At 69.0% G+C, this 11,879-nt stretch carries 13 protein-coding genes; 9 read left to right on the top strand and 4 right to left on the bottom strand.

Annotation, left to right across the window (positions count from 1 at the left end; translation table 11 throughout):
- The first annotated feature begins 31 nt into the window (after positions 1 to 31).
- From J2Y58_RS14720 to J2Y58_RS14690, 7 genes are all read left to right on the top strand, one after another.
- The gene (locus J2Y58_RS14720) at positions 32 to 484 is read left to right on the top strand and encodes a GatB/YqeY domain-containing protein (RefSeq protein ID WP_310104503.1); all 453 of its coding nucleotides are present in this window, start codon (positions 32 to 34) and stop codon (positions 482 to 484) included.
- A 44-nt stretch (positions 485 to 528) separates the two neighbouring features.
- Positions 529 to 903 carry a DUF559 domain-containing protein gene (locus J2Y58_RS14715; protein WP_310104499.1) on the top strand — a complete coding sequence of 125 codons (375 nt, stop codon included), beginning with the start codon at positions 529 to 531 and terminating at the stop codon, positions 901 to 903.
- Positions 900 to 2,795 (top strand): DNA primase, encoded by a 1,896-nt coding sequence (dnaG, locus tag J2Y58_RS14710; protein ID WP_310104497.1) that lies wholly within the window; start codon positions 900 to 902, stop codon positions 2,793 to 2,795. Before J2Y58_RS14715 ends, dnaG begins: the two co-directional genes overlap by 4 nt.
- On the top strand, positions 2,795 to 4,825 hold the full coding sequence (gene rpoD / locus J2Y58_RS14705; RefSeq protein WP_310104495.1) for an RNA polymerase sigma factor RpoD: 2,031 nt from the start codon (positions 2,795 to 2,797) through the stop codon (positions 4,823 to 4,825). The genes dnaG and rpoD overlap by 1 nt, the downstream gene beginning before the upstream one ends.
- A gap of 136 nt (positions 4,826 to 4,961) precedes the next feature.
- Entirely contained in the window at positions 4,962 to 5,621 is a 660-nt protein-coding gene (locus tag J2Y58_RS14700) for a DUF6975 family protein (protein WP_310104492.1), read from the top strand.
- 74 nt (positions 5,622 to 5,695) lie between these two features.
- Positions 5,696 to 6,547, top strand: coding sequence for a MoxR family ATPase (locus J2Y58_RS14695; RefSeq protein ID WP_310104488.1), 852 nt, complete (start codon positions 5,696 to 5,698; stop codon positions 6,545 to 6,547).
- Positions 6,547 to 7,725 carry a VWA domain-containing protein gene (locus J2Y58_RS14690; protein WP_310104486.1) on the top strand — a complete coding sequence of 393 codons (1,179 nt, stop codon included), beginning with the start codon at positions 6,547 to 6,549 and terminating at the stop codon, positions 7,723 to 7,725. Before J2Y58_RS14695 ends, J2Y58_RS14690 begins: the two co-directional genes overlap by 1 nt.
- Positions 7,726 to 7,902: 177 nt before the next feature.
- Here the strand turns inward: J2Y58_RS14690 and J2Y58_RS14685 are convergent, their stop codons facing one another.
- The 4 genes from J2Y58_RS14685 to J2Y58_RS14670 are packed head-to-tail and all read right to left on the bottom strand — an operon-like array spanning position 7,903 to position 10,479.
- Positions 7,903 to 8,622, bottom strand: a complete 720-nt coding sequence (locus J2Y58_RS14685) for a ribonuclease T2 (protein WP_310104483.1) — start codon at positions 8,620 to 8,622, stop codon at positions 7,903 to 7,905.
- A complete protein-coding gene (locus J2Y58_RS14680; RefSeq protein ID WP_310104479.1) occupies positions 8,619 to 9,143 on the bottom strand; it encodes a hypothetical protein in 525 nt (174 codons plus the stop codon). The genes J2Y58_RS14685 and J2Y58_RS14680 overlap by 4 nt, the downstream gene beginning before the upstream one ends.
- Positions 9,140 to 9,985, bottom strand: coding sequence for a carboxylating nicotinate-nucleotide diphosphorylase (gene nadC, locus J2Y58_RS14675; protein WP_310104476.1), 846 nt, complete (start codon positions 9,983 to 9,985; stop codon positions 9,140 to 9,142). The genes J2Y58_RS14680 and nadC overlap by 4 nt, the downstream gene beginning before the upstream one ends.
- A complete protein-coding gene (locus J2Y58_RS14670) occupies positions 9,982 to 10,479 on the bottom strand; it encodes an SH3 domain-containing protein (RefSeq protein WP_310104474.1) in 498 nt (165 codons plus the stop codon). The genes nadC and J2Y58_RS14670 overlap by 4 nt, the downstream gene beginning before the upstream one ends.
- A 114-nt stretch (positions 10,480 to 10,593) precedes the next feature.
- Between J2Y58_RS14670 and J2Y58_RS14665 the strand changes: the two genes are divergently transcribed.
- Positions 10,594 to 11,592, top strand: a complete 999-nt coding sequence (locus J2Y58_RS14665) for a D-glycerate dehydrogenase (protein ID WP_310104471.1) — start codon at positions 10,594 to 10,596, stop codon at positions 11,590 to 11,592.
- Positions 11,593 to 11,684: 92 nt separating this feature from the next.
- The gene (locus tag J2Y58_RS14660) at positions 11,685 to 11,876 is read left to right on the top strand and encodes a hypothetical protein (RefSeq protein WP_022685883.1); all 192 of its coding nucleotides are present in this window, start codon (positions 11,685 to 11,687) and stop codon (positions 11,874 to 11,876) included.
- The last annotated feature ends 3 nt before the right edge of the window (positions 11,877 to 11,879 follow it).

Genomic DNA, 11,879 nt, shown 5'->3' with positions numbered 1-11,879 from the left:
GGCGATGCGTCAATCGGTTAAGGACGAGTGGATGATTCGCGACGACATCAAGGCAGCGCAGATCGCGGCGATGAAGGCCGGCGACAAGGAAGCGCGCGGCGCTATCGGTCTGATTCAGGCCGCGATCAAGAACCGCGATATCGAAGCGCGCACCGGCGCGGCGCCCGCGGACGACGACGCGCTGGTGATCGAGGTGCTCCAGAAGATGGTCAAGCAGCGCCGCGAATCGATCGCGATGTACGAACAGGGCGGCCGCGCCGAACTGGCGGCGGCGGAGGCGGCGGAAGTCGCGGTGATCGAACGCTTCCTGCCCGCGCAGATGAGCGAGGAGGAGACCAGGGCGGCGATCGAGACGATCAAGGCCGATCTGGGCGCGTCGGGCATGAAGGACATGGGCCGCGTGATGGCCGAGCTGAAGGCGCGGCACGCGACGACGCTCGACATGAGCAAGGCGAGCGGACTGGTGAAGGCGGCGCTGGGGTGAGGCAAACTCCCCTCCCGCTTGCGGGAGGGGTCGGGGGAGGGCAGATGGAGCAGCGCACCAAAGCACAACGGCTTCGTCGCGAAGCCACCTCCGCCGAGCGCCTGCTGTGGCAGCATCTCTCTGCCAGGAAGGTTGCAGGCACGCGTTTCAACCGCCAAGTGCCGATCGGGCCGTACATCTGCGACTTCGTAGCGCGATCCGTCGGTCTCGTCGTCGAGGTAGATGGCGGCCAGCATGAATGGCAAAGTGACAAAGACGCGACTCGGACGCGCTATCTGGAAGGTCTTGGTTACACGGTGATACGCTTCTGGAACCACGACGTGACGGAACGCACAGCGGGCGTGGTGCAGCGTATCGAGACAGCGCTGACCGCGCTTCCCTCCCCCGACCCCTCCCGCAAGCGGGAGGGGAGTAGATGACCCTCACCCCCGCCTTCCTCGACGAACTGCGCGCGCGCACCTCGCTGACCGCGCTCGTCGGCAAGACCGTCAAGCTCACCCGCGCCGGTCGCGAGTCGAAGGGCTGCTGCCCGTTCCACAACGAGAAGACGCCCAGCTTCTACGTCAACGATGACAAGGGCTTCTATCACTGCTTCGGTTGCTCGGCGCACGGCGATGCGATCCGCTGGCTGACCGATCACCAGGGCCTGCCGTTCATGGACGCGGTGAAGGAACTCGCCGCCGCCGCCGGCATGGAGGTCCCCGCCCCCGATGCGCGCGCCGCGCAGCGTGCCGAGCGGGCCAAGTCGCTCCACGACGTGATGCAGGCCGCCGCCGACTGGTTCGCGCAACAGCTGAACGGCATCGACGGCGCGGAGGCGCGCGCTTTGCTCGACCGCCGCGGGATCAAGGACGCGACCCGCAAGGCGTTCGCGTTCGGCTATGCCCCCGACGCGCGCGGCCGCCTGCGCACCGCGCTCAAGGACTTCGGCGACGACATGCTGGTCGAGGCCGGGCTGCTGATCCAGGTCGAGGGGAAGGAACCCTACGATCGCTTCCGCGGCCGGCTGATGATCCCGATCCGCGATCCGCGCGGCCGCGTGATCGCGTTCGGCGGGCGGATCATCGGCGAGGGCGAGCCGAAGTATCTCAACTCGCCCGACACGCCGCTGTTCGACAAGGGCCGCACGCTCTACAACCTCGACCGCGCGCTTCCGGCCGCGCGCAAGACCGCGCGGCTGTTCGTGGTCGAGGGCTATATGGACGCGATCGCGCTGGCGCAGGGCGGCATCGGCGAGACGGTCGCCCCGCTCGGCACCGCGCTGACCGAGCAGCAGCTGGAGCGGTTGTGGCGCGTGGTCGACGTGCCCGCCCTGTGCTTCGACGGCGACAAGGCCGGGCAGAAGGCCGCGATCCGCGCCGCGCACCGTGCGCTGCCGATGCTGGCGCCCGGCCGCAGCCTGTCGTTCGTGACGCTGCCCGAGGGGCAGGACCCCGACGACCTGATGCGTGCCAAGGGCGCGGCGGCGTTCGAGGCGCTGGTCCGCGAGGCCGAGCCGCTGGCCGACCGGCTGTGGAAGCACGAGCTCGCCGCCGAACCGCTCGACACGCCCGAGCAGCGCGCCGGTCTGCGCAAGCGGCTGGCCGATCTGGCGGAGACGATCGCCGACCCCTCCGTCAAGGCCGAGTACAAGGCCGAGTTCCGCCACCGCTTCGACGACCGTTTCGCGCGCCAGCGCCAGCCGTTCCAGCAACGCCAGCCCTTCTATCCGATGGGGCAGCGCAAGCCGGGCCAGAAATGGACCCCGCCCGCCCCGCCGGTGACCGACGATGCCAAGAAGGTCCGCGCCGCCGGCAACATCGACCGCGTGCTCGCCAAGGCGGTGCTCGCCGGGCTGATCCGCCACCCGGCCGAGATCGCGCGCCACATGGAGGTGCTGGGCAGCCTGAAACTGGCCGACGGCGCGCTCGGCCGGCTGTTCGAGGCGGTGGTCGACGTCGCGCTGGAGGATCGCCGCACCGCGCCGCTTGATAGCGGGCGCATGGTCACCATATTGGCACGGTCCGGTTTCGAGGCGATCGCCCACGATCTTCTGAGAGCCGATACGATGCCCTATTCGTTCACCCGCGCCGGCGGCGACGAGCGGCAGGCGCGCGACGACCTCGACGAGGCGATCGCGGTCCTTGTCGCACGGCCGGAGGTGGATGCGGCGCTCGCGGAGGCAACCTCCGCGATGAAGACGCATTTCACCGCCGAGGCGTTCGAACGACAGGTGGCATTGGTGAACGAACAGCGGGCGCTGGACGAGCGGCTTGCAAATCTGGTGCAGGCAAACGAAGACGCCCGCGCGCTTGGACCCGAGGACGATTGATGGCGAAGATGAACGGTGGCGGTGGTGACGAAGGCGCGGAAGTGGCCGATGCCCCGCTGATCGACCTGAATGACGCGAACATCAAGAAGCTGATCGCGCGCGCCAAGAAGCGCGGCTACATCACCTACGACCAGCTCAACGAGGCGCTGCCGCAGGACCAGATGTCGTCCGACCAGCTCGAGGACGTGATGTCGGCGCTCAACGAGATGGGCGTCAACATCGTCGAGAACGAGGAAGCGGGCGAGGACGGCGAGAGCGAGGAGCGCGCCGACGACGACGAGCAGGAAGCCGTCGACGGCGGCGAGGTCGACGGCTCGGCGCCCGCGGTCGAGAAGAAGAAGGAGACGGTCGATCGCACCGACGATCCCGTCCGCATGTACCTGCGCGAGATGGGGGCGGTCGAGCTCCTGTCGCGCGAGGGCGAGATCGCGATCGCCAAGCGCATCGAGGCCGGCCGCGACACGATGATCCTCGGGCTGTGCGAAAGCCCGATCACCTTCAACGCGATCATCGACTGGTCGACCGCGCTGAACGAAGGCACGATGCAGCTGCGCGAGATCGTCGATCTCGACGCGATGCTGTCGAAGGGGCCGTCCGCCGAGCAGGTGGAGGGCGCCGAGGACGACACGGGCGAGATCAGTGCGTCCAACGCCGGGCCGCAGTTCAAGGACGAGGAAGAGCCGGAGGAGGCTCCCGCCGACGACGACGACGACATGACCGAGCGCCGCGCGCCGCGTCCCAGCGACGACGAGGAGGAGGACAATACCCTCAGCCTGGCGCAGATGGAGGAGACGCTCAAGCCGCAGGCGCTGGAGAAGTTCGCCAACATCACCGCCATCTATCGCAAGTTCTCCAAGATGCAGGAGAGCCGGCTGGAGGCGATGGGCAACGGCGTCGAGCTGTCGCAGGCCGAGGAGCGCAAGTATCAGAAGCTGCGCGAGGACCTGACCGCCGAGGTCGAGAGCGTCCAGTTCCACCAGACGAAGATCGAGTATCTGGTCGACCAGCTGTACAGCTACAACCGGCGCCTCACGACGCTGGGCGGGCAGATGCTGCGGCTGGCCGAGCGGCACAAGGTCAACCGCAAGGACTTCCTCGACCGCTATATGGGGCATGAGCTGGACGAGGGCTTCCTCGCCTCGGTCAGCGGCCTCGACAAGAAGTGGACGGCGTTCGCGACCAACGAGGTCGCGGCGGTCGATCGCATCCGCACCGAGATCAGCGAGATCTCGCAGCAGACCGGCATGGCGCTCAGCGAGTTCCGCCGGATCGTCAACATGGTCCAGAAGGCGGAGCGCGAGGCGCGCATCGCCAAGAAGGAGATGGTCGAGGCGAACCTGCGGCTCGTGATCTCGATCGCCAAGAAGTACACCAACCGCGGGTTGCAGTTCCTGGACCTGATCCAGGAGGGCAACATCGGCCTGATGAAGGCGGTGGACAAGTTCGAGTATCGCCGCGGCTACAAGTTCTCGACCTATGCCACCTGGTGGATCCGCCAGGCGATCACGCGTTCGATCGCCGATCAGGCACGCACGATCCGCATCCCGGTGCACATGATCGAGACGATCAACAAGCTGGTGCGCACCAGCCGCCAGTTCCTGCACGAGCAGGGCCGCGAGCCGACCCCGGAGGAGATGGCCGAGCGGCTGTCGATGCCGCTGGAGAAGGTCCGCAAGGTGATGAAGATCGCCAAGGAGCCGATCAGCCTCGAAACGCCGATCGGCGACGAGGAGGACAGCCACCTGGGCGACTTCATCGAGGACAAGAACGCGGTCATCCCGGTCGACGCGGCGATCCAGGCGAACCTGAAGGAGACGGTCACCCGCGTCCTCGCCAGCCTCACCCCGCGCGAGGAGCGCGTGCTGCGCATGCGCTTCGGGATCGGCATGAACACCGATCATACGCTGGAGGAGGTCGGGCAGCAGTTCTCGGTGACCCGCGAGCGCATCCGCCAGATCGAGGCCAAGGCGCTGCGCAAGCTGAAGCACCCGTCGCGCAGCCGCAAGATGCGCAGCTTCCTCGACCAGTAAAGGTTAACCGGCCGGCAACCCCGATTGCCGGCCGGTCATCTTTCCGCCGCCCGTAAACCCGAACTTTACGCTCCTCCGCTACCCCCGATCCGTCGCCCGCGCTGCGGTGCGGTACGGTTCTCAAGCGGAGGAATGCGTGACCATCGCACTGGATAAGCGCCCGGGCGGGTGCGTCGACACGATCCTGGCGATGGTGGCCGCGGACGGTACGGCGGCGTCGCCGCACGCGCGCGCGCTGACGCAGCCGTCCGCGACGCTGCGCGACATCGCCGATGCCGTGCACGCGCTGTGCGTCATCCACGGCGCCTTCCCCGGCATCGTCGACCAGGCCGGCGCCAGCGGTATCGACCCGGCGGCGCGCGACTGGCTGGACCGCGCCGCCGCCGCGATGAGCGCCGAGCGCGCCTTGCTCGTCCGGCTGACCGCCGCCGCCGGTCCGCTCCCCTCCACCCCCGGCCAGGCCGCGTCGCAGGCCGCGATCCTGGCACAGCGCAACGCACTGGAGATGCTCGCCCGCTCCGACCGGCTCGGCTGCGCGACCGGCACCGCGATCGCCTTCGTGCTCGACTGGGCGGCGGTGCGCGGCGTTCTCGACAGTTGCGCCAGGCGCATGGCGCTGCCCACCGGCGACGATTTCACCCAGCCGGCGGCGGCGGCGCTCGCGCTCCTGCGCGCGACGCGGGCCAGCGCACCGGTCGAACGCGCGATGGCGTTCGGCGCGCAGCAGATGCTCGCGCAGCACCGCGGGCTGTGGCAGTTGCTGAAGGCGCGAGCGACGGCGCGCAGCGACCTGTGATCGCGGCTTAGCGGTTGCGCCGTCGACCGGGCACGCTATCCATACCCGATCTTCGATGAAGGACGGGACGGCGGATGCAGCGCTTCGAGGGCACGCAGGATTATGTCGCGACCGACGATCTGAAAGTCGCGGTCAACGCCGCGGTCGCGCTGCGCCGCCCGCTGCTGGTCAAGGGCGAACCCGGTACGGGCAAGACCGTGCTGGCGCAGGAGATCGCGCGCGCCGCGGGGGCCGAACTGATCGAGTGGAACGTCAAGTCGACCACCAAGGCGCAACAGGGCCTCTATGAATATGACGCAGTCGCCCGGCTACGCGACGGCCAGCTCGGCGACCCGCGCGTCCACGATATCGCCAATTACATCCGCCGCGGCAAATTGTGGCAAGCGTTCACCCGCCCCTCGTCCCCTGTCCTGCTGATCGACGAGATCGACAAGGCCGATATCGAATTCCCCAACGACCTCCTCCAGGAGCTCGATCGGATGGAATTCCACGTCTACGAAACCGGCGAGACCGTCCGCGCCGAACAGCGCCCGATCGTCGTCATCACCTCCAATAACGAAAAGGAGCTGCCCGACGCGTTCCTGCGGCGCTGCTTCTTCCATTATATCCGCTTCCCCGATCGCGAGACGATGCAGGCGATCGTCGACGTCCACTTCCCCGGCATCCAGAAGCTGCTGGTCGCCCGCGCGATGGACATCTTCTACGAGGTGCGCGAGGTGCCCGGGCTCAAGAAGAAGCCGTCGACCAGCGAGCTGCTCGACTGGCTCCGGCTGCTGCTCCACGAGGACATGCCGCTGGAGGTGCTCCAGAACCGCGATCCGACGAAGGCGATCCCGCCGCTCCACGGTGCGCTGCTGAAGAACGAGCAGGACGTCATGCTGTTCGAGCGGCTGGCGTTCATGGCGCGACGGCCTCAGCGCGGCTGATGTTCCTCGCCTTCCTCGACCAGCTGCGCAGCGCCGGCATCCCGGCGGGGATGAAGGAGCATCTGCTGCTGCTCGAGGCGCTCGAGGCGGACGTGATCGACCGTACGCCCGAACACTTCTACCATCTGTCGCGCGCGATCTACGTGAAGGACGAGGCACTCTACGACCGGTTCGACCGTGTCTTCGCGCACGTCTTCAAGGGGCTGGAAACCAGCTTCGCGAGCCCCGGCGGCGACGTTCCCGCGGAATGGCTGAAGGCGGTGGCGCAGCGTCATCTGTCACCCGAGGAGATGGCCGCGATCAAGGCGCTCGGGTCGTGGGACCAGATCATGGACACGCTGCGCGAGCGGCTGGCGGAGCAGCACGCGCGCCACGAGGGCGGGTCGACGTGGATCGGCACCGGCGGCACCAGCCCGTTCGGCAATTCCGGCTACAATCCGGAGGGCGTCCGGATCGGCGGCGAGTCGACGCACCGCCGCGCGGTCAAGGTCTGGGATCAGCGGATGTTCCGCGACCTCGACAACACCCGCGAGCTCGGCACCCGCAACATCAAGGTCGCGCTGCGCCGCCTGCGCCGCTTCGCGCGGGAGGGCGCGGCGGACGAGCTCGACATGGACGCGACGATCGCGGGCACCGCGCGGCGCGGCTGGCTGGACGTCGCGATGCGCCCCGAACGCCGCAATGCCGTCAAGCTGCTGCTGTTCCTCGACGTCGGCGGCTCGATGGACCCGCACGTCCGGCTGTGCGAGGAGCTGTTCTCCGCCGCCACCGCCGAATTCCGCCACCTCGAATTCTTCTACTTCCACAATTGCCCGTACGAGGGCGTGTGGAAGGACAACCGCCGCCGCTTCCAGGAACGCACGCCGCTGTGGGACGTGCTCCACCGCTTCGGCCACGACCACAAGCTCGTGCTGGTCGGCGATGCATCGATGAGCCCGTACGAGATCACGCAACCCGGCGGCTCGGTCGAGCATCTGAACGAGGAAGCCGGCGCGGTATGGCTCCAGCGGCTGACCGCCACCTATCCGGCCGCGGCGTGGCTGAACCCGCTCCCACGCGCGCACTGGGACTATACCGCCTCGATCGGGATCATCCGCGAGCTGATGGCCGATCGCATGTACCCGCTGACGCTCGACGGTCTCGACGAAGCGATGCGAGAATTAACGCGGAGGCGGTAACGTCGTCGCTGCGACCGCGATGCGCGCATGGCGCTAACGACCTGACCACCCATGCCGTTCGTACTGAGCCTGTCGAGGTACGTGAACCACACGAAGCGCTTGTGACACATGCTTCGACAGGCTCGGCACGAACGGTGGGGGTGATCCGTCAGCCCGAGACGCCGCGCTAACGACGACCTACCGCACCGGCGTGATCGTGATCCGCGCCGCCGGGTCCAGCCCGCCCTGGTGTGCCGGGCAGCGCGCGTAGCGGAAGTTCTTGTCGGTGCACAGCCACACCTCGTCCAGCGCGCCGCCGCGCGTCCCCGTCACGCGCATCATGTCGGCGCGCATCCCCGGATTGGCCGCCGCGATCGCCTCCGCCAGCCGCCCGGCGGTGATCGGCGCCTGCGCCAGCCGCGCCATGTCGGGAAAGCGCAAGCGGTGGAACATCGCGTTCGAACGCGCGAAATACCGCTCGGGCGTGTAGCCCGCCATGCACGTGCCGTGCTTGGCCCATTCGTGCTGCATCAGCTGCGGCGAGGGGGTCGCGCACAGATGGCGGCGGATGACCTGGCGCGACAGGATCGGCGTCGCGCGGCAATATTGCGGCCAGTCCTTGCCGATCCCGTCCGGCCACAGCCCGTGCAGCACGAAGCCGAAGCGGTTGCTGCCCCCGCACTGGAACCGTGCGTTCGGCCGATCGCCGTTCGTGCGGCAATATTCCGGGCTCCAGCTGATCGCGAGCGTGTAGCTGCCGATCGGCAGGCGGCGCACCGGCTGGCTGTCGGACGGCAGGTCGGGGCGCGGCCGCATCACGTTCGCCGGAATCGCGCACGACAGCGCCTGCGCCCCCGCCGCGCCGGGCAGCGCGATCGCCGCCGCCGCCGCCAGCGCCCATCTCGTCACCGTCGTCATGCCGCGTCTTCCCCGTCCCCGTCCCTGCCCTCGTGCTCGTCCTCGAGCGCCTCGCCGAACCACCGTTTCGCATCGGCATGGAACAATTGCAGCGTCGCCGCGACGCTCAAGGCCACGATCGCCGCCGACAGCAGCATCGCCACGACCGGCACCGATCCGCGGAACACCACCGCCAGGTTGATCACGAACCGCACCGTCGCCAGCCCGGTCAACACCGTGACGACCCATTTCGCCGCCAGGCTCGCCCGTCGCGCGACCAGATACCACAGCGCCAGCGTGATCGCGCAGCTCAGCAGCAGCGCGGCGGGCAGCAACCACCCGAACTGGGCGGTCTTGGGATCGACCGCCAGCCGGTCGGCGGTCATCTGCCAGCTGAACGCCCAGCCGATCAGCGAGACCACGAACGACGCCAGGTACAGCCGCTCGAACCGCACGATCGACGCCGGGCGCGCACCCGCGGCAAGGAACGCCAGCGGCGACCGTTTCTCCACCGGCTTCTTCTTCTTTCTCAGCTCGCTCATAGTTCTGCAAAGTCCAGCCCGATGTCGGCGGCGGGGGCCGACTGCGTGATCCGCCCGACGCTGACATAGTCCACGCCGCTGCGCGCGATGGCGCCGATCGTCTCCAGCGTGACCCCGCCCGACGCCTCGGTCGGCACGCGCCCGGCGACGATCGCCACCGCCGCGCGCAGCATGTCCGCCCCCATGTTGTCGAGCAAGAGGTGCGTGGCGCCCGCATCGATCGCGGGCGCGATCTGGTCCAGCCGGTCGACCTCGACGATGATCGTCGCGATCCCCGCCGCCTTGGCCAGCGCCGCCGCGGGACCGACCCCGCCGGCGACCGCGACGTGATTGTCCTTGATCATCGCCGCGTCCCACAGCCCCATGCGGTGGTTCTGCGCGCCGCCGGTGCGCGTGGCATATTTCTCCAGCCGTCGCAGCCCCGGAATGGTCTTGCGCGTGTCGAGCAAGGTCGCGCCCGAGCCCGCGATCGCATCGACATACGCCGCGGTCAGCGTCGCGATGCCCGACAGATGCTGCACCGTGTTCAGCGCCGATCGCTCCGCCGTCAGCAGCGCGCGCGCCGCGCCCGTCACCCGCATCAGCGCGGTGCCGGGCGCCACGCGATCGCCGTCGCGCACCAGCAGCTCGACCGCGGCGTCCGGGTCGAGGCGCCGGAAGAACGCCGCCGCGATCTCCAGCCCGCACACGGTGATCGCGTCGCGGCTGTCCATGACCGCGGCGAAGCGCGCCGCCGCGGGGATCACCGCCGCGGAGGTCACGTCGCCGCCGTCCCCCATGTCCTCCGCCAACGTCGTGGCCACGAACGTGTCGAGGTCGAACCCGTCGAGCAGGAAGGTCATGGCAGTCGCTCCGTTTCCTCGACGCCCCAGATGCGGTCGGTCTGGATGAAGCCCGCCTGCCCCTTCACGTCGAACCGGCACCAGCCGTTGCCGCACCGCGTGACGCGCCCGACGACGCCGGGCTGCGCACGCCACACGATCGTCGGCCCGCCCGGCCGGTCGCGCAGTTCGGCGGGCTCGGTCCCGCGCACGATGGCGGTGCGCCGGCTGCTGAGCAAAGCCTTCAGCATCCATCCTTGCGTGCCGTCCGGATCCTCGACGCGGCGCCACTCCTTGAACGCCTCCAGCACGCGCACGGGCAGATCGGCGCGGACATAGATCCAGCTCGCGGGGAAGTTGCGTCCCGGCCCGGTCCGCATCCGCGCGCGCGCCGCCGCGATCGAGCCGATGTACGGCGGCTGCTTCTCCTCGCTCGCCGCCGCCGCCGGCATCGGGGCGAGCAGCGAAAGGCACGCCGCCGCCGCCGCCACGATCGAGAATTGGTCCCTGTTCACGTCCGCCCTCTTGTTATCCCCGCCCTGTACGAACTGTCTGCGATGGCAACAAGGCCGCGGGCGGCCGCCGCATGAACCGTTGACGCCTGCGCGGGCTTTCGCCAAGCCGGGCGCATGGCCGATACGCGACGCTGCACCCATCCGAAGGTGATCGTGACGCGGCTGCTGCCCGACGTGGTGATGCGGCGACTGGCCGAATTGTTCGACCTCACCGCCAACCCCGACGACCTGCCGATGTCGCGCGACGCGCTGCGAGCGGCGATGGCGGACTGCGACGTGCTGGTCCCCGCGGTCACCGACACGATCGACGCCGCGCTGATCGCCGGGGCCGGCCCGCGGCTGCGGCTGATCGCCAATTTCGGTGCGGGCGTGAACCATATCGACCTGAAGGCGGCGCGCGCCCGCGGCATCATCGTCACCAACACGCCGGGCGTCCTGACCGAGGATACCGCCGACATGACGATGGCGCTGATCCTGTCGGTCCCGCGCCGCCTTGCGGAGGGCGAGAAGCTGGTCCGCTCGGGCGAGTGGAAGGGGTGGAGCCCCGGCGGGATGCTCGGCTACCGCATCGGCGGCAAGGCGCTCGGCATCGTCGGCATGGGGCGGATCGGGCAGGCGGTCGCGCGGCGTGCGCGCGCCTTCGGCCTCTCGATCCATTACCACAATCGCCACCGCCTGCCCAAGGTGGTGGAGGCGGAGCTGAATGCGGTCTGGCACCCCAACCTCGACGAACTGCTCGGCGCGGTCGACATCCTGACGATCCACACCCCGCTCAATGCCGACAGCCGCGACCTGATCGATGCGCGCCGCATCGCGCTGCTGCGCCCGCACGTGTTTGTCATCAACGCCAGCCGCGGCGGGATCATGGACGAGGATGCGCTGGTCGATGCGCTGGAGAACGGCCGCCTCGCGGGTGCCGGGCTCGACGTATGGCGTCACGAACCCGAAATCGACCCGCGCCTGCTCGCGCTGTCGAACGTGGTCATGACCCCGCACATGGGCTCGGCGACGTGGGAAGGCCGCGTCGCGTCGGGCGAGAAGGTCATCGCCAACATCCGCATGTGGGCCGACGGCCACCGCCCCCCGGATCAGGTGCTCGAAGGCTGGGCGTGACGCCCACCGCTTCGTGACGAAGCATGTCCGTTCGGAACCACCCCGGCGCGCGCGGCATTAAGCGGGCATTCATCTTAACCGGGAGCAACTTCATGAAAAAGATCGCCATGTCCGCCCTGCTCGTCACCGCCGCCGTGTCGATGTCCGCCTGCTCGACGCTGCGCGGTGCAGCGATCGGCGGTGCCGGCGGCGCGGGTGTCGCGGCGGCGACCGGCGGCAGCGTCGAGAAGGGCGCGGCGGTCGGCGGCGTTGGCGGCGCGGTGGTCGGCACCGTCGTCGACTGATCG

Origin of the sequence: Sphingomonas sp. BE138 (genome assembly GCF_031456125.1) — a bacterium.
In the GTDB taxonomy this organism is placed as follows: Bacteria; Pseudomonadota; Alphaproteobacteria; order Sphingomonadales; family Sphingomonadaceae; genus Sphingomonas.
The sequence above is the reverse complement of the archived record's forward strand: the minus strand, read 5'-3'. Positions and strand labels throughout refer to the sequence as shown.